Source organism: Sorangium sp. So ce1504, assembly GCF_051521635.1.
In the GTDB taxonomy this organism is placed as follows: domain Bacteria; phylum Myxococcota_A; class Polyangia; order Polyangiales; family Polyangiaceae; genus Sorangium; species Sorangium cellulosum_B.
The window spans coordinates 508317-530767 of the sequence record NZ_CP150365.1 but is presented as its reverse complement, the minus strand read 5'-3'; the positions used below and the strand labels follow the sequence as shown (position 1 = coordinate 530767).

6 protein-coding genes are annotated in these 22451 nt (G+C 71.6%); 3 read left to right on the top strand and 3 right to left on the bottom strand.

The window, feature by feature from the left end:
* Nucleotides 1-361: 361 nt before the first annotated feature.
* Nucleotides 362-1435: a hypothetical protein gene (locus tag WMF39_RS01990; protein ID WP_437743867.1), complete on the bottom strand. Its 1074-nt coding sequence runs from the start codon at nucleotides 1433-1435 to the stop codon at nucleotides 362-364.
* A 30-nt stretch (nucleotides 1436-1465) separates the two neighbouring features.
* Here WMF39_RS01990 and WMF39_RS01985 point away from each other — a divergent pair, with 30 nt between their 5' ends.
* The 3 genes from WMF39_RS01985 to WMF39_RS01975 all read left to right on the top strand — a co-directional run bounded on the left by WMF39_RS01985 (nucleotide 1466) and on the right by WMF39_RS01975 (nucleotide 15883).
* Entirely contained in the window at nucleotides 1466-2707 is a 1242-nt protein-coding gene (locus WMF39_RS01985; protein WP_437743866.1) for a class I SAM-dependent rRNA methyltransferase, read from the top strand.
* 458 nt (nucleotides 2708-3165) lie between these two features.
* Entirely contained in the window at nucleotides 3166-3747 is a 582-nt protein-coding gene (locus tag WMF39_RS01980) for a cupin domain-containing protein (protein ID WP_437743865.1), read from the top strand.
* A 562-nt stretch (nucleotides 3748-4309) separates the two neighbouring features.
* Nucleotides 4310-15883, top strand: a complete 11574-nt coding sequence (locus tag WMF39_RS01975; RefSeq protein ID WP_437743864.1) for an amino acid adenylation domain-containing protein — start codon at nucleotides 4310-4312, stop codon at nucleotides 15881-15883.
* A 22-nt stretch (nucleotides 15884-15905) separates the two neighbouring features.
* On the opposite strand, the gene WMF39_RS01970 is transcribed toward WMF39_RS01975, so the two are convergent.
* Together WMF39_RS01970 and WMF39_RS01965 are read right to left on the bottom strand one after the other, a co-directional pair.
* A complete protein-coding gene (locus WMF39_RS01970; protein ID WP_437743863.1) occupies nucleotides 15906-20966 on the bottom strand; it encodes a protein kinase domain-containing protein in 5061 nt (1686 codons plus the stop codon).
* Nucleotides 20967-21114: 148 nt separating this feature from the next.
* Nucleotides 21115-22275: a M20/M25/M40 family metallo-hydrolase gene (locus tag WMF39_RS01965; RefSeq protein ID WP_437743862.1), complete on the bottom strand. Its 1161-nt coding sequence runs from the start codon at nucleotides 22273-22275 to the stop codon at nucleotides 21115-21117.
* Nucleotides 22276-22451 lie beyond the last annotated feature (176 nt).

Genomic DNA, 22451 nt, shown 5'->3' with positions numbered 1-22451 from the left:
GGCAGAGCCGTGAGGAGGCCCGCGAAGCGCTGATCTGCGAGGAGAGAGGGAGGCGCCTGAGACCGAGGGGGCAGGTCCCTCATCCTCCGATAAGACAACGCGCGCTGCAAGCTCGGCAGACACGCCGGACACACTCGAGTCGGCCGTACAGGAGCAATCGGGGTCTTGCGCAAATACTGGACAACACGGCATCACACGGCAGGATCGTGGCATTGCGAACCGCGCTCGATGGGGCCTTGATGCCCGAGGCGGAATCAAGGCGAGTCCACAGCGCGCTGCCAGGTGAGGCGTGGTCGTTCCGTCCGACGAGAGACGGTGAACCCCGGAACCTCGCCGGTAATGGGATGATTCGGAAACGAGCTCAGGGATTCGCCCGCAAGAGCGAGTACGTCAGGGGGTGCCAGAACCCGCCCTGCTCCGCCCCCGGAGCGGCCCCGACGGCGACAAGCACGAACCCCTGACCGTCCCCGATGTCCGCCGCCGGCACGTCGCTGCTCGCCAGGATCTCGCGCATCGGCACCGACGACGTCACCATCCCTTCGATGGGATCGCGGGTCTCGATCGCGACCTCGTCGAGCGCGCCGAGATCGCTCACCGAGAACCCGGTGGACGGTGGGAACGGCGCGATCGCGCCGTAGGAGAGGTCCTGCGCGAGCGTCACCCCGGTCGCGTCCTCGCGCCCGGGCGTCAGCTCCACATGGACCACCGGCGTCGCCGCGCTCGCGTGCGCGACCTGCAGGCTCACCCTGTCGAAGCTCGTCCGCCGCGACATGGCGACCGCGACGAGGCCGGCGGTCGGGGTGTCGATCGTGTAGGCGTCGCCGCAGCCTTCCTTCTCGCTGGCGTGTGTGTGCCCCTCGCCGCCGAGGCATCCGGTGGCGACCACGAGGAGGCTCTTCTCCTCGGCGAACACGGGCGCCGGGAGCACGGGGAGCCCCGCGGCCACGATCGGGGCCGCGCTCTCCGCGGCGAGCGCGAGGATCTCGGCGCAGTCGAGCCCCTCCGTCGCGCGGAGGTCGCCGGCGATCACGTGCGCGCGCAGGCTCGTCCCCTCGGGGATCGCCGCGCCGAGCGGCTCGACCTCCTGGGCCCGGGCGAACGCGAGGCCCGCGGCGGCGCCCGGCCAGGGGTCCACGCCGGCGCCCGTCCCGTCGGGGTACGCGAGGAAGCAGAAGCGGACCGCGTCGTGATCGCTGATGCCGTTCACCACCGTGAGCTTCGTCGGCCCCGGCGGCTCGACCGCGCCGCCGCCCGCGCCCGTGGTCGTCGTCGCGCCGCTCGTGGTCGCTCCCGGGCCGCCGCCGGCGCCGGAGGTGCTCGCCCCGCTCGATGGATCCCGGCCAAGGACGCCGTGGTCCTGCGTGCAGGCTGCCGCGACGGCAAGCGAGATCCCCCCGAGGCAGGCCCATCCGGACGAACGAACTCGGTGCAGCACGCTGCGAGCTTACCGTGCTAGGCGGGGTCGATGCGGGTCCATCTCACCGCGCCAGCCGCCGCCGCCGTCCGCCGCGGCCACCCATGGGTCTACCGAGACGGCATCGCGGACGGCGGCGGGCACGGGAGCAAGCGCGGCGAGGGCAAGCGCGGGGAGCGCGCGCACCGCGGCGGCGCCGCGGCGTCGGGCGACGTCGTCGAGCTGTCGGCCGAGGGGGCGCCGTTCCTCGGGCGAGGGCTCTGGGACGCGGACTCGGCGATCGCCGTCCGCGTCTTCCAGCGCACGCAGGCGCCGCCGCTCGACGAGCGGGCCATCGCCGAGCGGCTCGAGCGCGCCTTCGCCCTGCGCGACGGCTGGTTCGACGGCCGCGACACCACGGCCTACCGGCTGTGCAACGGCGAGGGGGACCGGGTGCCGTCGCTCGTCATCGATCGGTACGACCGCGCCGCGGTGATCCGCCTCGACGGCGACATGCTGGCGCCCTGGCTCGATCGCCTGCTCCCGCACCTCGCGCGCGCGCTGGGCGCCCGCGGCGTGCGCTCGATCGGCCTGCGCGCGCGCGCGTCGGCGGCGGGCGAGGACGCGGACGGAAAGAAGCTCGCGCACCTGCACGGGCCGCCGCTGCCGGATCGCCTCTTCGTGAGGGAGACGGGGGTCGCGATGGAGGTCGATCTCGCGCGCGGGCAGAAGACGGGGGCGTTCCTCGACCAGCGCGACAACCGCGCCCGCGTGCGCGCGCTCGCGGCCGGGCGCCGGCGCGTGCTGAACCTCTTCAGCTATGCGGGGGGCTTCTCGGTGGCCGCGGCGCTCGGCGGCGCGGGCCGGGTCACCTCCGTCGACTCGGCGTCGGCCGCGCACGCGTCGGCGCAGCGCACGTTCCGCGAGAACGGCGTGGATCCGGCGGCCCACGAGTTCGTGACGGCGGACGCGTTCGACTTCCTCGAGAAGGCCCGCGCGCGCGGCGACCGGTACGATCTCATCATCTGCGACCCGCCGAGCTTCGCGCCGAGCGAGCGCGCCAAGCCGCGCGCGCTCGGCGCCTACCGGCGGCTGCACGCCGCGGTCGCGCGCGTGCTGGATCGAGGTGGCGTGTTGTGCGCGGCTTCGTGCTCGAGCCACATCACGGCGGAAGACTTCCTGGCGACGCTGGACGACGCCACGCTGGAGCGGGACGACCTGCGGATCCGGGCGATCCACGGGCAGCCGGAGGACCACCCGACGCTGCCGGCGTGGTGGGAGGGGCGGTATCTGAAGTTCGTGGTGCTGGAGTGACGCGCTGACACGCCCGCCGGTGACGCAGGCGCTGCCGGCCTAGCGGAAACGGCTGTCCCTGGAATTCGCTAATGACCACGGCGCTGCCGGCGCAGCGGAAACGGCTGTCCCTGGAATTCAATGTCGTTCACAAAGACATGACCGACAGGCGCCGGGGCCGTATCGGCTTCACCGTCCGGCGCTCCGCGGGATCGGCGGCGTCGCGTCTCGACGCTTCCGAGCTCCTCCAGAGATCGGCCTTCCCGGGCCACGCTACTACACTGGCCCAGTATTGTCCATTGCTCAGCCAACACACGGCTCACGCGCGTCACCCCCGTGACGCGCGACCATAGCGAGCGATAAAGTCGATTCGAAGCAGGGAATCGATCGAGCGTACCGCCATAGCCCGCGGTATCTTTGGAGAAGAGCCGCGCCGAGCGGTCCAGGAGCTCGGACGCGGCAGACAAGAGGGATCTATCATGACGACGCTGAAGATCACCCCGGAGCAGATGCGCTCGCGCATCGCGCGGTTCGGCGAGCTCCGGGCTTACGTGAATCACACCGTTGACACCAGCATCCCACAGGAGGCGTTCGACGCCGTGAACCCTCCTCTGTATCTCCTGATGGCGCACGCGGCGGGGGACGCGCGCGAGGGGGCGGGGCCGGCCATCGTCGGCCCCAAAGGCATGAGCGTGGGCATCGTCAGCTGCAGGCCTGGCGACAAAGTCCCTCTGCACGCACACCGTCGCTCGAGGGAGGTATTTCTGTGCCTCACTGGACGCTTCGCGCTGCGCTGGAACGAGGGCGCCACGGACGAGACAACGCTCGAGCCGTTCGATATGATCGACGTGCCCGTGGGCGTCTACCGGCAGTTCGAGAACGTCGGCCAGGAGCCCGGGCTGCTCCTCGCCATCATCACGGACGAGCGCGAAGACGAGCCGGGCGACATCGTCATCGCGCCCGAGGACAGGGCGCGCTTCGCCGAGCGCTTCGGGCCCGCAATCCTGGAGAAACTCACGGCGACGACTGGTATGCTCTTCACCGATCCTCCCACAGAGTAGCGCCTGCCCTCGCGGTCCATCCGCGGACAGCCCCCGCCGAGCCACGGAGGCGCTGGCTGCTCAGGGCCAGACGCGGTCCCCTGCCGGCGCGGGCGCGGCGCCGCGCCGCGCCGACCAGAGCAGAGCGCGTCACAGATGAACTTGTTCGGGCAGGGACTCGGGCGGGAACTCGAACATGATCGAGATGAGCCTTCCGCTCGTCGCTCGAACGATTTCGATCATTCCGCTTGGCAATGCTACGATAAAGGATCATTATTAATTCTGTAGACCAAGAAAAGGTGTCGCCGGGGGAGGCGAAGCCGTCGAGTTCTCGCGTGATGGTTCCGTGACAGGCGTACGCCTGATGCGCGCTCGGGAGTAGGAGCGCGCTCGGGAGGAGGAGCGCCATGTCACCGAGGACATCGCTGAGCCGACGTCCGGCGCGCGAGCGAATGGAGTGCCTGACAACCTGCATGGGTGCGCCTACGCGGCGCGCGTGAGCCCATTGCAAGGGCCTCTCCGAACGCTCGGAGCGGGAGGAGGGAGGTGCTCTCTGACATCAACGGACAGGAGGGCATGCGCCATGGTTGAGCTGACTTACGCGCCACTTTCCTTCGAGCAAGAGACGAAATGGCTCCTTGCTCGAGTCCATGGTCCCGCGCCGGTCATCCATGAAGGCGGCGCGGCCTGGCTCGACGGGGATCTCGATGTACCCAGGCTGCGCCGCGCCATCGAGGAGATCGCGGCGCGCCACGAGCCGCTCAGGACCTCCTTTGTCGAGCGCGACGGAGGGCCCGCGCAGGTCGTCAGGCCCGCGGTGGCGATCGACCTCGGAGAGGTGGATCTGGCCCCGGACCTACAGCCCACCTCGGGCGAGGCGGCGCTCGCGGCCGCCCGCGAGGAGGCCGCTCGCCCCTTCGATCTAGAGCATGCCCCGCTCTGGCGGGTGACGCTCATCCGGGCGCACCAGCATCGCCACCTGGTCGCGCTGTCCATGCACGGCCTCGTCTGCGACGGCGCCTTCAGCGTGGGGCTGTTCTTCTCGGAGCTCTGCGCCCTCTACCATTCCATGACGCCTCCGGCGCTGCCCATGCGTTATCAGGACCACGTCCGGCGGCAGCTCGACCGCGCCGCCGGCGATCGCCTCGACGCGCGGCTCGACCACTGGACACGGGAGCTCGCCGGCGCGCCGACTGCCCTGGATCTTCCGACGGACCGGCCGCGGCCCGCCGTGCATGCCTTCGACGGAGGGTCGGTCGAGCGCGCGCTCGATCGATCGCTCCTCCTGCGCCTCGAAGCGGCGGCCCGGGACGAAGGAGCGCGCCTGTTCACCGCGCTGCTCGCGGGGATGCTGGCTGTCCTGCACCGGATCACCGGCGAGGAGGATGTCTTGATCGGCACGCCCCTGCCCGGGCGCGATACGCCGGACGTCCGGGAGCTCATCGGCCTCTTCGGCGGCCCGGTGATCGTGCGGGGCAGGTTCGGCGCACAGCCCTCGTTCCGACAGCTCCTGCGCCAGGTACACCGCTCCATCGAGGAGGGCAGAGCGAACAGCGAGGTTCCCGCCAGGGCGCTGCTGGAGAAGCTCGCCGCGCCGCGCGACCCGGGCCGCACGCCGATCGTCCAGGTCCTCTTCGCGGCGACGCCCCCCAGCCCCCCGCCGTGCAATGGGCCGCTGCTGACGCTGACCCGAACGGACCTCGAGCTGCCGTACGTCGCTCATGATCTCGTGGTGAGCGTCGAGGACGCCGCCGAAGGGGTCGTCGCGAGGCTCGATTACCGCCGCGATCTCTTCGAGCAGGCGACGGCGGTCAGGCTGCTCGAGCACTGGCAGGCGCTGCTCGGCGGCGCTGCCGAGGCCCCTGATCAGCGGATCTCGGATCTGCCTCTCCTGTCGGCCGACGCGCGGCGGCAGCTGCTCGTCGACTGGAGCAGCGGCGCGGCGACGGCCCCGCCGCGCGAGCTGGTCCACGAGCAGGTCGAGGAGCAGGCGCGCCGCGCCCCTTCCGCCGCCGCGGTGGCGTTCGAAGGCGAGCGGCTCACGTATGCCGAGCTGGATCGGCGGAGCAACCAGATCGCCCACCTCCTCAGGAAGAGCGGCGCCGGGCCTGGCGCGCTCGTCGGCATCTGCCTGGAGCGCTCACCGGACATGATCGTGGCCGCGCTCGGCGTGCTCAAGGCGGGGAGCGCGTACGTCCCGCTCGACCCGGCCTATCCGCCGGCTCGGCTCGCGTTCATGCTGGAGGACGCGAAGGTGTCGGCGCTCCTGACCAGCGACGACCTCGTCTGCCGCGTGCCGAGCCGCGGGCTCAGCGTCGTTCGCCTCGACGCGGATCGGGCGATGCTCGATCGCGAGCCCGCGGACAAGGTGCCTCCGGCCGCTGGCCAGGCGCCGGACGACCTGGCGTACGTGATCTACACGTCGGGCTCGACGGGCCGCCCGAAAGGCGTGCTCGTGGAGCACCGCGGGCTCACCAACCTGGTGGCCTGGCACAGGCGGCGGTTCGCCCTGTCCAGCACGGATCGAACCACCCTCATCGCGAGCCCGGGCTTCGACGCCTCGGTCTGGGAGATGTGGCCCTCGCTCTGCTCCGGCGCGTGCCTGCACATCCCCTCCGATGCCCTCCGCCGCTCGCCCCTGGAGCTCCAGCAGTGGCTGCTCGAGCAGCAGATCACCGTCTCCTTCGTCCCCACCCCCATCGCCGAGGAGCTGCTGCGCCTCGACTGGCCCGCTCGCTGCTCCCTGCGCGCCCTGCTCACCGGCGGCGACAGGCTACGGCGCTGGCCTCACCACGCCATCCCCTTCGAGATCGTCAACAACTACGGCCCCACCGAGGCCACCGTCGTCACCACCTCCTGCGCCCTCCCCAGGGACGCCCACGACGACCGCGGCCCCTCACGCGAGCCGCCCATCGGCAGGCCCATCGACAACGTGCGCGTCTACGTCCTCGATCCCCGACGCCAGCCCGTCCCCGTCGGCGTCCCCGGCGAGCTCTACATCGCCGGCGACGGCCTCGCCCGCGGCTACCTCCACGACCCGCAGCTCACAGAAGACCGCTTCCTCTCCGACCCCTTCTCCTCCGACCCCGGCGCGCGCATGTACCGCACCGGCGACCTCGTCCGCTGGCGGCACGACGGCGACATCGAGTTCCTCGGCAGGCTCGACCACCAGGTCAAGATCCGCGGCTTCCGCCTCGAGCTCGGCGAGATCGAGGCCGCGCTCAGGCAGCACCCCGCCCTCGACGACGCCGTCGTCCTCGCGACGGACGACGCCCACGGCGACAAGCGCCTCGTCGCCTACGTGGTCCCGACGAGCGGCGACGGAGCCTCCGCGCGAGGAGTGGAGGGAGTGGAGGGAGTGGAGGCGTCGCCGGCAGCGCTCCGCGCTCACCTCCTGGACAGGCTGCCCGAGTTCATGGTGCCGTCCACCTTCGTCGCGCTCGACGCGCTGCCGATGACGGCGAACGGCAAGGTCGACCGAGCGGCGCTCCCGGCCCCCGGCCCCGCGCGGACCGCGCTGGCGCACGCCTTCGTCGCGCCTCGCTCTCCCGTCGAGCGGGCGCTCGCCGGGATCTGGCAGGAGGTGCTGCGGCAGGAGCGCGTGGGGGTGCATGACAGCTTCCTCGAGCTGGGCGGCAGCTCTGTCCATGCCGTGCGGCTGCTCTCCCGCATGCGCAGCGCGCTCGGGGTCGAACTCGCGTTCCAGGAGCTCTTCCGCCGCCCGACCATCGCCGAGCTCGCGCCCCTCGTGAGGCAGGAGCCCGCGGCGCGCGGGGCCGAGCGCGCGATCTCGCCCGTCCCGCGCCTCGGGCCGCTGCCCCTGTCCTTCGGGCAAGAGCGCCTCTGGTTCCTCCAGCGGCTGGCGCCGGAGAGCCGGGCCTACAACTGCTTGTTCCCGTTCCGCCTGCGCGGGCGCGTCGATATCGGAGCGCTGGACAAGAGCCTCCGCGAGCTCGCGCAGCGGCACGAGATCCTGCGGACGACCTACGCGGAGCGCGACGGGCGGCCGGTCCAGATCATCGCCCCGCAGAGCTCGTTGCAGCTCAACGTGATGGATCTCCAGCACCTCTCCCCGGAAGAGCGGGAGGTCGCGGCGCACCAGCGCATCAACGCAGAGGCGCAGACGCTCTTCGACCTCGAGCGAGGCCCCCTGCTCCGGGCTTGCCTGCTCAAGCTCGGGCCGGAGGACCACATCCTGTGGCTCCACCTCCATCACATCGCGACCGACGGCTGGTCCATCGAGCTCGCGTTCCGCGAGCTCGCCATCCTCTACGACGGCCACCGCGGGGGCGCCCCCGCGGCGCTGCCCGAGCTCGCGATCCAGTACGCCGACTTCGCCGCGTGGCAACGCGAACAGATGAGGGACAGCGCCCGAGCAGAGCTGCTCGCCTGGTGGAAAGAGCGGCTGCTCCACGCGCCCCCCCTGCTCGAGCTGCCGAGCGATCATCCGCGGCCGGCGATCCAGAGCCTGCGCGGCGCCACCGTCTCCTTCCGGATCGACGCGCCGCTCGTGGAGCGCCTCGGGGAGCTCAGCGCCCAGCGGGGGATGACGGTGACGATGGTCCTCATGGCCGCCTTCGCCGTCCTGCTGCACCGCTACACGCAGCGCGACGACCTCTTGATCGGAATGCCGAGCGCCAACCGGGCGCGCATGGATCTCGAGGAGATCATGGGCTTCTTCGTGAACATCGTGCCCCTGCGCGTCGATCTGTCCGGCGACCCGAGCTTCGACGAGCTGCTCCAGCGGGTGCGGCAGCTGTGCCTGGAGGCCTACGAGCACGACATGCTGCCCTTCGATGTGCTCGTGCAGGAGCTGAGGCCCGAGCGCAGCCCGGGCTACAACCCGGTCGTGCAGATCGCTTTCGCCCCGCAGAGCCCGGCGGAGCGCGATCTCGCGCTCGCCGGGGTCGAGGTCCGTCCCATCGAGGCCGACGCCAAGAAGACGATCTTCGACCTCTCGCTGTACTCCTGGGAGAGCCCCGACGGCGTGACGGGGATGCTCGAGTACAGCACCGATCTCTTCGATCGCGCGACGATCGAGCGGATGGCGGAGCACCTGCTGACGGTGCTCTCCACCGCGGCCTCGGGGCCGGATCAGCCGGTGTCGTCGCTGCCGCTGCTCACGCGCGCCGAGCAGCGGAGGCTCGTGATCGAGATGAACGACACGGCGGTCGACCCTCCAGGGGACCGGTGCGTCCTCGACCTGTTCGAGGAGCAGGCGGCGCGCGCGCCGCATGCCTTGGCCGCCGTGGCCGACCGCGGCTCGTTGACGTACGGCGAGCTCGATCGCCGAGCGAACCAGCTCGCCCACCGCCTGCGCGAGGCCGGCGTGGTGCCGGGGACGGCGGTCGCGATCCACGCAGAACGGTCGCTCGCTCTCCTGGTCGGCATCGTCGGGATCCTCAAGGCTTCCGGGGCGTACGTCCCCTTCGGCCCCGAGAGCTCGAGCGAGCGGCTGGAGCTCATGCTGAACGACTCCAGGGCGCCGGTGCTCATCACCGGGGCGCGCCTCGCCGACCGCATCCCTGCGTTCGGCGGCGTGGTGATCCGCCTCGACGCCGACGGGCGGGCGCTCACCGGGCAGCCTGATTCGGCGCCGCCGAGGAGCACAGGCCCCTCCGACCTGGCGTACGTGATCTACACGTCGGGCTCCACGGGCCGCCCGAAAGGCGTGCTCGTGGAGCACCGCGGGCTCACCAACCTGGTGGCCTGGCACAGGCGGCGGTTCGCCCTGTCCAGCACGGATCGAACCACCCTCATCGCGAGCCCGGGCTTCGACGCCTCGGTCTGGGAGATGTGGCCCTCGCTCTGCTCCGGCGCGTGCCTGTACATCCCCTCCGATGCCATCCGCCGCTCGCCCCTGGAGCTCCAGCAGTGGCTGCTGGAACAGCACATCTCGGTCTCCTTCGTCCCCACCCCCATCGCCGAGGAGCTGCTGCGCCTCGACTGGCCCGCTCGCTGCTCCCTGCGCGCCCTGCTCACCGGCGGCGACAGGCTACGGCGCTGGCCTCACCGCGCCATCCCCTTCGAGGTCGTCAACAACTACGGCCCCACCGAGGCCACCGTCGTCACCACCTCCTGCTCGCTCCTCCGGGGCGCCCACGACGACCGCGACGCCTCACGAAAGCCGCCCATCGGCAGGCCCATCGACAACGTGCGCGTCTACCTCCTCGACCCGCGCCGGCAGCCCGTCCCCGTCGGCGTCCCCGGCGAGCTCTACATCGCCGGCGACGGCCTCGCCCGCGGCTACCTCCACGACCCGCAGCTCACAGAAGACCGCTTCCTCCCCGACCCCTTCTCCGACGCGCCCGGCGCGCGCATGTACCGCACCGGTGACCTCGTCCGCTGGCGGCACGACGGCGACATCGAGTTCCTCGGCAGGCTCGACCACCAGGTCAAGATCCGCGGCTTCCGCCTGGAGCTCGGCGAGATCGAGGCCGCGCTCAGGCAGCACCCCGCCCTCGACGACGCCGTCGTCCTCGCGACGGACGACGCCCACGGCGACAAGCGCCTCGTCGCCTACGTGGTCCCGACGAGCGGCGGGCAGCCCGCGGAGCACGACGCGAGCCTCCAGGCGGGCCACGTCACGGAGTGGCGCGCGCTGTACGACGATACCTACGCGAAGGACACCGCCGTCACCGATCCGGACCTCGACACGACGGGCTGGAACAGCAGCTACACCGGCGCGCCCATCGAGGCGGCGGAGATGCGCGCGTGGCGCGATTTCACGGTCGAGCGGATCCTGTCCTTCCAGCCGAAGCGGGTCTGGGAGATCGGCTGCGGGACAGGCCTCCTTCTCCTGAAGACGGCGCCCCGCTGCGAAGCCTACCTGGCGACCGACTTCTCCGAGCAGGCCATCTCCCTGCTCCGCCCCAGGCTCGCCGCCAGGGGGTACACGCACGTGACGCTGGCGCGCCGCGAGGCCAACGACTTCAGCCACGTCGAGCCCGGGAGCTTCGACGCGATCGTCCTCAACTCGATCGTGCAGTACTTCCCCGGCGCCGACTACCTGCGATCGGTGATCGAAGGCGCCGTCCGCTCGACCGCTCCCGGCGGGCTCGTGTTCATCGGCGACGTGCGGAGCCTCCCCCTGCTCGAGGCGTTCCACGCGTCGGTGCAGCTCCACCGGGCGTCGCCGGATACAGCGGCCGAGGAGCTGCGTGGCCGGGTCCGGCGGGCGATCTCGATCGAGGAGGAGCTCGTCGTCGCGCCCGACTACTTCCGCGCCCTGCGCGGCCAGATCCCGGGCGTGAGCCACGTGGAGATCTGGCTCAAGCGCGGCCACGGCGCCGAGGAGATGACCCGCTACCGGTACGACGTCGTGCTGTTCGTGGGCGCGGCGGCGGAGCCGGCCGCGATCGCTCGATCGATCGGCGGGCCGGCGCCGGCGGACATCGATGAGATCGAGCGGTCGCTGCGGGAGGACCGCCCCGAGGCGCTGGAGGTGCTGGGCATCCCGAACGCGCGCGTGCACGCGGACGTCGCCCTGGCAGCGGCGCTCTCGACGGCGAGCGGGACCAAGGAGGACCTCTGCGCCGCGGGCCCCGCGCGCGCCGGCGCCGCGATCGAGCCGGAGGCGCTCTGGGAGCTCGGCGGCAGGCTGGGCTACGCGGTCCGCGTCACCTGGTCGCGGACCGGAGGCCCGGAGCGCATGGACGTCCTCTTCGAGCGCGACGGGGATCCGCGGAGGCCGCGCGCCCTCCTCGGCGCGAGCGCCGCCGAGGGACAGGCGCGCTCGCCGCTGGTCAACGACCCGCTCCGCGCGAAGCAGGCGCGCGCGCTCCTCCCGGCCCTGCGGGCGTTCCTCGCGGCGAAGCTCCCCGAGTACATGGTCCCGGCGATCTTCGTGAAGCTCGACGCGCTGCCGCTCAACGCGAGCGGGAAGGTCGAACGGCGCGCGCTCCCCGCGCCCGAGCGCCCGACGCCGAGCGCTGAGCCCAAGACCGCCGCGCCGGCCTCGGACATCGAGGCGGTCCTGAGCGAGATCTGGCGCAAGGTGCTCGACCTCGACCGCGTGGGGCTCGATGATCGGTTCTTCGAGATCGGCGGCCACTCGCTCCTGCTCGTGCAGGTCCAGGCCGCGCTCCAGGCGCGCCTCGGCCGGAACGTGCCGATCGTGGAGCTGTTCCAGCACCCGACGATACGCAGCCTGGCCGCTCACCTCGGGGCGGCCCCGCGGGCCGCGGAGGCAGACGAGACCGCAGCGCCGGCGCCGCCGACGCGCCCCTCGAGCCGCCGGGCCCCCGCGCCGGAGCGCAAGGCTGCGCCCGCGAACGCCGTCGCGATCGTCGGGATGTCCGGGCGCTACCCCAAGGCGCGCGACGTCGACACGCTCTGGTTCAACCTGCGCAACGGCGTCGAGGGCATCCGCTTCTTCACGCCCGAGGAGCTGGAGGCCTCGGGCGTCGATCTGGAGCTGATCCGCGCGCCGAACCTCGTGCCGGCGTGCGGCGTGCTGGACGACGCGATGTGCTTCGACGCGCGGTTCTTCGGCTACAGCCCGAACGAGGCGATGCTCATGGACCCGCAGCACCGGATCTTCCTCGAGTGCGCCTGGGAGGCGATGGAGAGGGCGGGCTACGACCCGCTCTCGTGCGAGCAGTCGGTCGGCGTCTTCGCCGGGAGCGACGCCCCGCTGTACTGGCTGGAGCGCGTCGGCATGCCCAAGGCGCCGCTGAGCGCCGAGTACTACCGGATCTTCACCGGGAACGTCACCGACGGCCTGACGACGCGGGTGGCGTACAAGCTGGGCCTCCGCGGGCCCGCCGTGACGGTGCTGACCGCGTGCTCGACGTCGCTCGTCGCGGTGCACCTGGCCTGCCAGAGCCTCGCCACGAAGGAGTGCGACATGGTCCTCGCAGGCGGCGTCGTGGTCCTCCCGCCGACGCGCCTCGGTCACGTCCACGAGGAGGGCTCGCTCGCGTCGCCGGACGGGCACTGCCGGCCGTTCGACGTCGACGCGCAGGGGACCGTGGCCGGCAGCGGCGTGTCGGTGGTCGTGCTCAAGCGGCTGGAGGACGCGCTCCGCGACGGCGACCACATCCACGCCGTCATCCTCGGATCCGCGATCACCAACGACGGCTCGCGCAAGGTCGGCTACGCCGCGCCGGGCACGGACGGACAGGCGCAGGCGATCCTCAAGGCGCACGCCGCCGCAGGGGTGGAGCCGGAGAGCATCACCTTCGTCGAGGGCCACGGGACGGGCACGAGGCTCGGCGATCCGATCGAGGTCGCCGGCCTGTCGCGCGCCTTCAGAAATGGCACTGACAAAGTCGGGTTCTGCGCGCTGGGCTCGGTGAAGAGCAACCTGGGGCACCTGGGGGCGGCCGCCGGGGCCACCGGGCTCATCAAGGCCGCGCTCTCGCTCGAGCACGAGCTGATCCCGCCCACGCTCCACTTCCGGCGCCCGAACCCCGAGCTCCACCTGGAGAGCAGCCCGTTCTTCGTCAACGCCGCGCCGCTCGCCTGGAAGCGCGGAACGCGCCCGCGCCGCGCCGGGGTGAGCGCCTTCGGGATGGGGGGCACGAACGCCCACGTGGTCCTGGAGGAGGCGCCCGCGATGGAGCCGTCCGGCCCGTCGCGGGCTTGCCAGCTGCTGGTCCTGTCCGCGCAGACGAGCGAAGCGCTCGAGGGCATCACGGATCGGCTGGCCGGGCACCTGCGGCACGCGGCGCGCGTCTCCCTCCCCGACGTCGCCTTCACGCTCCAGCAGGGGCGGGCGCGGTTCGCGCATCGCCGCGCCGTCGTCTGCCGCGACCCGGTCTCGGCGGCCGCCCGCCTGCGAGCGCGCGATCCCGCCCACGCCTTCAGCGACGTCGCCGAGGGCCGCGCGCCGAAGGTGGTGTTCCTCTTCCCCGGCGGAGGCTCCCAGCGGGTGGACATGGGGCGAGAGCTGTACGGGAGCGAGCGCGTCTTCCGGGAGAGCCTCGATCAGTGCGCCACGCTGTTCCAGCGCGCGCTCTCCATGGATATCCGGGCGCTGCTCTTCCCGGGCCCCGAGGAGCGGGAGCGCGCGGCCGAGCAGCTGCGCGCCCCCTGCGCGAACATGGCGGCCATCTTCTCGACCGAGGTCGCGACGGCGCGGCTCCTCCTGTCGTGGGGCATCCGCCCCGCGGCGGTCAGCGGACACAGCCTGGGCGAGTACACCGCCGCCTGCGTCGCGGGTGTGCTGTCGCTCGAGGCCGCGGTGACGCTCATCGCGGCGCGCGGGCGCCTGTACGAGCAGCTGCCCAGGGACGTGGCGACGCTCGTCGTGCATCTCTCCGAGGACGCGCTGCTCGATCGGCTCGGCGACGGCCTCTCCCTGGCCGCCGTCAACGGCCCGGAGGTGTGCGTCGTCTCCGGGACGCTGCCTGCGATCGAGCGCCTCGAGCAGGCGTGCGCGCGCGAGGGCCACGAGACCCGGCGCTTGCCGATCGCCACGGCGGCGCACTCCTCGCTCGTCGGCCCGCTCGCGGACCGCTTGACCCAGCTGGCGGCCTCCCTGGAGCGACGGGCGCCGCGCATCCCGATGCTCTCGAACCTCACCGGCGCGTGGATGACGGACGCCGATGCCCAGGATCCGTCCTACTGGGCTCGGCACCTCCGGGGGACCGTCCGCTTCGGGCGAGGGCTCGAAGCGCTGCTCCTCGACCCGGATCACGTCTTCGTCGAGGTGGGGCCCGGGCGGACGCTGGCCACGCTGGCGAGCCAGCACCCCGACGCCGGCGCGGGGCGGCTCATTCTCACCACGATGGCGAGCTCGGGCTCCGATCGGACGGACCTGGAGGCGCTGCTCGCCGCCGTCGGCCAGCTCTGGTGCGCCGGCGCCGACGTCGACTGGGCGGCGTTCTCCCGGGACGAGCGGCGCCGGCGCGTCCCGCTGCCGACGTACCCGTTCAAGCGCACGCCGTACGTGCTCGGCGCCCCGCGCCCGGCGCCTGCGGCGATGGCGGCGCCCTCGTCGGCGCTCGACAGCAGCGACGCGGCGTCGCTCCCGGCGCCTGCGACGGACCGGGGCGACGCGAGCTCCGAGCAGAGGGCAGGGGCGCCTGCGGATCATGTGGCGCGCGCGCTCGCGGACATCTTCAGGGAGGTGCTCGGCGTGGCCAAGGTGCGGCCGCACGACAACTTCTTCGACCTCGGCGGGCACTCCTTGAGCGCGATCGAGGTGCGGGCCCTGATCAAGGAGCGGCTGAAGGTCGAGCTATCGGTGCACGCGCTGCTGGAGCTCCGCACCGTGGCGGCGCTCGCCGAGCACATCCACGAGAGCCAGCCTTCCAGCGCCTCCGCGCCGCCCACCTACAGGAGCGCCAGCGTCGCGTCGGGGCGCGGGCGCGGCCGGCTCATCGTCCCGCTCCACGTCGGGTCGCACCGCAGGGCGCCGCTGTTCCTTGTGCAGCCCATCGGCGGCACGATCTTCATCTACCGCGAGCTGGCGCGGCAGATGGGCGCCGAGCTGTCCATCTACGGGATCCGGGCGTCGGGGATGGAGCCCGACGAGCCCGTCTTCTCCGAGATCCCCGCCATGGCGGCGCGGTACGTTCAAGAGCTGCGCGCCGTCCAGCCGGAGGGCCCGTACCTCCTGGGCGGCCACTCGGCCGGCGGCGTGATCGCCTACGAGATGGCGCAGCAGCTCCTGGCGGAAGGGAAGAAGGTGCAGCTCCTCCTGCTGGACACCGGATCCCTGGCGTCCGCGCGGGGCGCGTCGATCGAGAGCGCCGACGACGTGCTCCGGCAGATGATCGGGCTCAAGGACGCGGCCCCCAAGGCGTACCAGGGCTTCGTCGCCGCGCTCCAGGAGGACGCGCCGTTCCGCGCCATCGTGCTGAGCACCTGGCGCGCCATGACGCTCTACGAGCCGCGCCCGACGGAAGCCAGCGTCCTGTTCGTGCGCGCGCGCGATCAGCTCGGCGCGAGCGAGCCCGACGACGTCGACTACTGGAGGGACCTCACCCGCGGGCGGTTCGTCATGCACCAGGTCCCGGGCAACCATTTCACCATGATGGAGCCGCCTCAGGTCGCGTCCGTGGCCCGCGTCGTCCGGGCGCACATCACGGCGCGGAGCCGCGTGCGGGCCAGGATCCCCGAGAGCACCGCGCGTTCGGGGTTGAGCCGATGGAGCTCCCGGAGAAACGGCCCGGACAGCAGCCCCGACAGCGGACAGGCGAGGACCTGAGCCGGTCGAGCCAGCGCCGCGCTCAACGCGCGGCGCTCTTCACGAGGCCGTCGGTCCTCCCCGTCCTCTGCAGCGCGTACGCGATGCCGCTCTGGAGCGTCCCCCGCGTCACGATCTCTCTGAACTCGATCTCCAGGCCCGTGAGGGTCGTCGCGACCTCGGGGCGGATGCCGGTGAGCACCGCCTGCGCCCCGAGCATCCGGAGAGCCTTCGCCGTGGCCATCAGCGTGCTCGCGACGTCGGTGTCGACGAGCTTCACGCCGGTGATGTCGATGATCACGACCTCGGCGCCGTTCGATTCGACCCCGTGCAGGGCGGTGCTGAGCGCCTGCTGGGCCCGCGCGCTGTCCATCATCCCGATCAGCGGCATGACCATGATCCGGTCGGTGATCGGGATGATGGGGGTGGACAGCTCCGCGAGCCGGTCGTTCTGCACCCGGATGATCTCTTCCTGCAAGGACAGGCGCTCCCGCTCGCTCCGCTCTCGCCCGGCGAACTCGACCCCGAGCCGCTGCTCGGCCTCCTGGAGCGCCGCCGTGCGGTGCTCCAGGTGCTCGTAGAGCAGCGCGTTCTCCACGGCCGTCCCGGCCTGCGTCAGAAGGAGCCTGACGAGCTCCTGCCGCGCCGGCTTGAAGGTGCTCGGGGCGAGCCGGTTCTCCAGGTAGATGATCCCCTTGATCCGGCCCTGGTGGACCATGGCCAGGCACAGGATCGACCTCGGGGCGCACGCGGCGATGTACGGGTCGGCCGCGAACCGGGACTCCTGGGTCGCGTCCGCCAGGATCACGGGCTCCTTCGTCCTCGCGACGTACTGCACGATGGAGACCGGCACGTCGGCGCTCCCCTCGAGCGGGGCGGCCAGGCCCGCCCGGAGCGAGCTCGGCTCCGCCGTGACGACCGCCTCGACGAGCAGGTGCTGTTCTCGCTCGAGGATGAGGGCGCCCTTCTGCGCGCCGGAGTTCTTGATGACGATCTCCATCAGCCGGCTCACGACGCTCTCCAGGACGACCTCGCCCGCGAGCGCCTGCGCAGCCTGGATGACCGCTTCCACGTCGAGGATGCTGGTGCTGAGCCGCGTCGTCGACGTGGTCTGCGCCCTGCCGGAGCGCGATGAGGCGACCACGCTGCGCGGCCCGAGGAGCCCTCCGTCGGCAGGCACGAGGTGGGGAGCGACCCGCGCCAGGCTCTCCACCTTGGCTGTCGCCCCCCACAAGAGGTACGCGTGGTAGGCGTCCGTCATGAAGGCCCGAGCGGCCCGGAGCAGCCCCTCGGCCTCGTACAGCTTCGCCGCGATCTCGTTCGCGATCGCCTCGTCGCGCACGAACCGGCTCGCCCTCGCCGCTTCGATCGCCTTCTCGTAGAGCATCATCGCGTCCCGCGTCCTCCCCGAGAGGCGCGCCACCTCGCCCGCCACGAGGGTGCTCTTGTGGGCGTAGTTGGACGGGCTCAGCTCCGCCCAGTGGTTCAGCTTCGCCTCGAGCCTCGCGATCGCCTCCATGTGCTGCGCCCGCTCGCCGTCCGGCGCCCCGTCGCACGACGCCGCGAGCGTCAAGCAGCCGAAGAACACGATCTCCGTCGCCCAGGCGTGGGTCGTCCACCCCACGCTCTGCCGCTCGGCCGTGGCCAGGAACGAGCGCGCGGACGCGTAGTCCCCGTGGAGGTAGCTCAGCTGGAGCTTGAAGGCGCTGTACCAGCTGGCCACGTAGCCGAGCTCCGGCCCCTCGATCGACCTCGTGAACTCGGCCTCGTCGAACGCCCCGCCGCTCAGGGAGTGCCCCCCTTCGGTTCGACCGGTGAGGTTCGCGACCACCTGCTTCGCGCAGACCAGGGCGTGGATCGTGGTCAGGTCGCCGATCCGCCGCACGAGCGCGAGGTTCTGCTCGATCTCGTCCGCGAGCGCGTCCAGATCGTCGCCGAGGTTCAGCTTCGCCGCCGCGATGTGCATGCAGCAATACGACGCATAGACCAGGTCGCCGCTCGCCAGCCCGGCCTGGCGGGAACGCCCGAAGCAGTCGATCGTCGCCGAGAGATGCTCGAACAGATGGAGTATCGCCGCGAAGTAGATCAGCAGCTTGCAGGTGAGGCGAACGTTGTTGAACTTCTCGTTGAGCGCGATCCCGAGCTTCGCGAACTCGTATCCTTCCTCGTATCGCTGAGGGTTGTCCCGGAACAGGGGCAGATCGTTCCCTAGCATGCTGCCGAACGAGACGTACCCCAGGGCGGACATGGCCGAGTTGCCGTGTTTTATCGACAGGTTGATCTGCTTGACCACCGCGAGCAGGCCGAGGGTGGGATCCACGGCGTTCGCCGGCGTCGCCAGCTCGCCGAGGAGGCCCAGGATCATCTGTATCTCCGCGCCGGAGGCCTGCGGCAGGTCGATGAGACTGGCTATTTCGCGCGTCTCCAGGCTCGCCCGCATGGCGGCGAGCTCCGCGCGCAGCATCACCTCGCGCTCCTCGGCGGCCTGCGGGAGCTCGACCCCGAGGAGCCCGAGCGCCTCCAGCGCCTGGTCTATCACCCGGTTGATCTGGCCGAGCATCAGGTAGAAGGTCATGCGCAGCACGCAGACCTTCGCGCGATCCAGCGTGCTCTTCGCCTGTGTCGCGAGGACGTCGAACAGCGGCTCGGCCGCCTCGAAGCCGCCGCTCAGGCACCTGCACTCCGCGAGCTCGGCGTGGAGCGCGAACGCGAGCTCGTACTCGCTCTTCCAGCTCTCGGCGTCGAGCAGCGATGTCCCGATCTCGAGGTAATGGACCGCGGCGTCATAGGCCGCCCCCATCTTCGCCCGCTTGCCGGCGTCGAGGTTCAGCCGCGAGAGCGCCAGCTTCTCGCGCTCGTCCGTGATCAGGGCGACGCCCCTGTTCATGTGGCCCACGATGTCGAACAGCTCGGCCTCGGACTGATCTCGCCTGCTGTCCTCCAGCATCAGCCGCCCGATCTGGAGGTGCGCCGCCTGCTTGTCCGCGTCGTCCATGAGCGCGTAGGCGGCCTGCTGCACGCGATCGTGCAAGAACCTGTAAGAGACGTTGAGCTCCTCGCCGGAGCCGTCCTCCGCGACGGCGAGCTCACCGTCCATGGCGATATCGAAGAACCTGGACTCCGCGTCCACGGGGAGGATGAAGCCCTCGCGGAGCACGCCCCAGAGCTCGCGGGCCGCCTCCAGGCGCGACCGCCTCGTCACGATCGCCAGCGTCGTCAGATCGAACTGGTGGCCGACGCACGCCGCGAGGGAGAGGATACGCTGGGCGCGCTCGGGCAGCCGGCGCATCTTGCCCACCATGAGCTCGATCACGTTCTCCGAGGCCTTCGCCTCGCGGATGCGATCGAGGTCCCATGTCCACGAGAAGCCGCCGGGGTCGAACGAGAGGAGCCTCTCGGCGTGCAGGCTCTTCATGAGCTGGCTCATGAAGAACGGGTTGCCCCGGGTCTTGTCGAAGATGAGCCTCGCGAAGGGCTCCGCGCGGTGAGGATCGCAGCTCAACGTGTCGGCGACGAGCTGGTTCACGTCGGCGAAGGCGAGCGGCTTGAGCGTCAGCTCGCTCACCGCCGCCGCCTTCTTGCGGAGCTCCCCGAGGACCACGGAGAACAGGTGGCTCGCGTCGACCTCGTTGTCGCGGTACGCGCCGATCATGAGCATGTAGGGGATCCGCGCCTCGGCCGCGATGCTCTGGAGGAACTTGAGCGACGCCGCGTCCGCCCACTGCAGGTCATCGAAGAAGAGGACCAGGGGGCGCTCCTTGGAGGGGAAGGCGCGGCAGAAGTTCTGGAGCGTTAGCTGGAACCGCGCCTGCGACTCGGTGGGGCCGAGCGCCGGGACGGCCGGCTGAGGACCGATGAGGAGCTCGAGCTCCGGTATCAGATCGATGAGGAGCTGCCCGTTCGAGCCGACCGCCGCCGCCAGCCTGCGCTTCCACTGCCCTAGCGCCTCGGCAGACTCCGCCATGATGTTGCGGATGAGCTCCTGGTAGACGTGCGCGACGGCCGCGTACGGCGTGGTCCGGTTGAGCTGGTCGAACTTGCCGGTCGCGAAATACCCTCTCTCACGAACGACGCTCTTCTGGAGCTCGTTCACGAGGACCGACTTGCCGATCCCGGAGTAACCGGAGACCAGGACGGATTCGCTCCCGCCCTGCCTCGTGCGGACCCACGCGTCGGAGAGGAGCGCGACCTCGGTCTCCCGGCCGTAGAGCTTCTGAGGCGCCCGCAGCTCATCGACGTAGTCGTATCGGCCGGCGGGGAACGGCTCGATCTTCCCCTTGGACGAGAGCTGCGACGAGCACTCTTCCAGGTCGACCTTGAGCCCGTGGGCGCTCTGGTACCTGTCGTCGGGGCTCTTGGCGAGGAGCTTCATCACGATGTCGGAGACGGCGCTCGGCACCGCGGGCGACACGGTCTGCGGCGCCGGGGGGGTCCGCGCGATGTGGCTGTGCACGAGGTCCATGAGGTCCGTCGTCCGGAAGGGGAGGACGCCCGTCACCATCTCGTACAGGGTGACGCCCAGGGAGTAGAGGTCCGTGCGGCGATCGATGACGACGTTCAGCCGCCCGCTCTGCTCCGGCGACATGTAGGCCAGGGTCCCCTCGAAGGACGCGAAGCGGTTCGCTTTGTGGGCTTCCTGCGACAGGCGCGTCGCGCTGCCGAAATCCGTCAGCTTCGCCTGCAGCGTCTCCGCGTTGACGAGGATGTTGTGCGGCTTGACATCCATGTGAGTGACGCCTCGTCGATGGATGGACTCCAGGGCGTCCGCGATCGAGATCGCGATACGGAGCGCGTCCTCCAGCTTCAGCTTGCTCGCGCCGATGATCTCGTTGAGCGGGCGCTCGCCCGCGTCCTCCATGATGAGCGCCAGGCCGCTGCCCACCTTCTCGATCCCATAGACCCTCACGACGCCCGGCAGCGCGAGGTCTCGGGCGATGGCGTATTCGTACTTGAGCTTCGCGATCTCGACCGGCAGCGGGCGCTCGCTCTTGAGCCGCTTGATCGCCACCGGGGAGCGGTCGCTCTCTCGAACTCCCCGGTAGACCGTCGTCGCCGAGGATTCGTGGATGACGCCCGTCAATGTGTAAGCAGCCCCACTTGCCATAAATACATTCTCGCGGGTTCGCGTCATCGCAGCAAGGGGATCCCTTACAGCCGCGGCCCGAGGCAGCCGCCCAGGTGATCCACTGGGGTCGCACGTAGCAGCCCGCGGCAGGCGAGCGTCGGAGTCGCGCGCGCCGCCCGTCAGCCCCTCAGGCGCGCCGGCCCAGCAGGAACGCCGCCAGCGCCTCCGCCTTGGGGACCAGCGTGCCCACCTCGACGAGCTCGTCCTTCGTGTGGAAGCCGCTCCCCCGCGGCCCCAGCCCGTCGATGGACGGGATCCCGATCTCGGCCGTCGAGCTGGCGTCGGATCCGCCGCCGAGGAGGGGCGCCTCGGCGTCGCCGAGCCCCGCCGCCCGCGCGCAGGCCGCGTACTCACGGCAGAGCGCCGCGCTCGCGTCGGTCCGCGCGAGCGGCGACCGCGCGATCTCGCCGTCGACCTGCACGGCGGTGCCGGGCACCTCGGCGGCCGCCTCGCGCGCCGCCTCGGCGAGCGCCGCCAGCATCGCCTCGCCGTCCGCGCGGCTCACGAAGCGGAGGTCGACCTGCGCCTCCGCCGCGTCGGGCACCGTGTTCCTGCCGTGCCCTCCGCTCACCTTGCCGACGTTGACGGTCACCCCCCGCCCGTAGTCGGTGAGATGCTGCGCCCGGTCGACGAAGCGCGCGAGCGCCCAGATGGCGTTCGCGCCCTGCCGGTGCGCGTTGCCGGCGTGCGCCGCCTTGCCCGTGGCCCTCACCGTCGCGCCCCCCGTGCCCTTGCGCGCGGTGATGATCCGGTCCCCCTCGCGCCCCGCCTCGAACACGAGCGCGCACGCGGCGCCCGCGAGCTCGCGCTGCAGCAGCGGGCGCCCCTCGGGCGACCCGACCTCCTCGTCCGCCACGATGGCGAACCGCACCGGGATCGCCGGCAGCGCGCCGATCCGCTCGAGCGCCCTGAGCGCCTCGATCACCACCACGAGCCCGCCCTTCATGTCGAGCACGCCGGGCCCGCGCGCGAGCTCCCCGTCCAGGCGGAAGCCCTCGAAGACCCCCGGGGGGAACACCGTGTCGAGGTGCCCGACGAGGGCGACGTGCCCCGCCGACGACGCCTTGGCCGCCTCGCTCTCCGCCACCCAGTGCGCCGCGTAGCGCGCGCTCGCGAACCGCCGCACGCACAGGCCGGGGATCGTCGAGAGCTCGTTGGCCAGGACCTCGCCCACGGCGTCGCCGCCGCGCGGGTTGTCCGTGAACGAGTTGAGGTTCACCAGCCGCTCGAGGAGCGCGAGCATCGGCTCCGCGCGGCTGGACAGCGCCTGTCGGAGGGCCTGGATCACGGCGCCAGCATGCCACGGAAGCCACCGAAGGCCGAGCGCCGGCGCGCGCGAGGTCGCCGGCGCCCGCTCGCGCTGCCACCCCGCCACCACGCCGCCACCACGCCGCCACCACCACCCCGCGCGCCGGCGACCTCTGCCCTGGCCGCAGCAGAAGTGGTACGTGTGCCCCTCATGAA

Excerpts from the sequence above, each read along its gene's own strand:
- WMF39_RS01985 (WP_437743866.1), top strand. The coding sequence starts at position 1,466 with ATGCGGGTCCATCTCACCGCGCCAGCCGCCGCCGCCGTCCGCCGCGGC.
- WMF39_RS01980 (WP_437743865.1), top strand. The coding sequence starts at position 3,166 with ATGACGACGCTGAAGATCACCCCGGAGCAGATGCGCTCGCGCATCGCG.
- WMF39_RS01975 (WP_437743864.1), top strand. The coding sequence starts at position 4,310 with ATGGTTGAGCTGACTTACGCGCCACTTTCCTTCGAGCAAGAGACGAAA.
- WMF39_RS01970 (WP_437743863.1), bottom strand. The coding sequence starts at position 20,966 with ATGGCAAGTGGGGCTGCTTACACATTGACGGGCGTCATCCACGAATCC.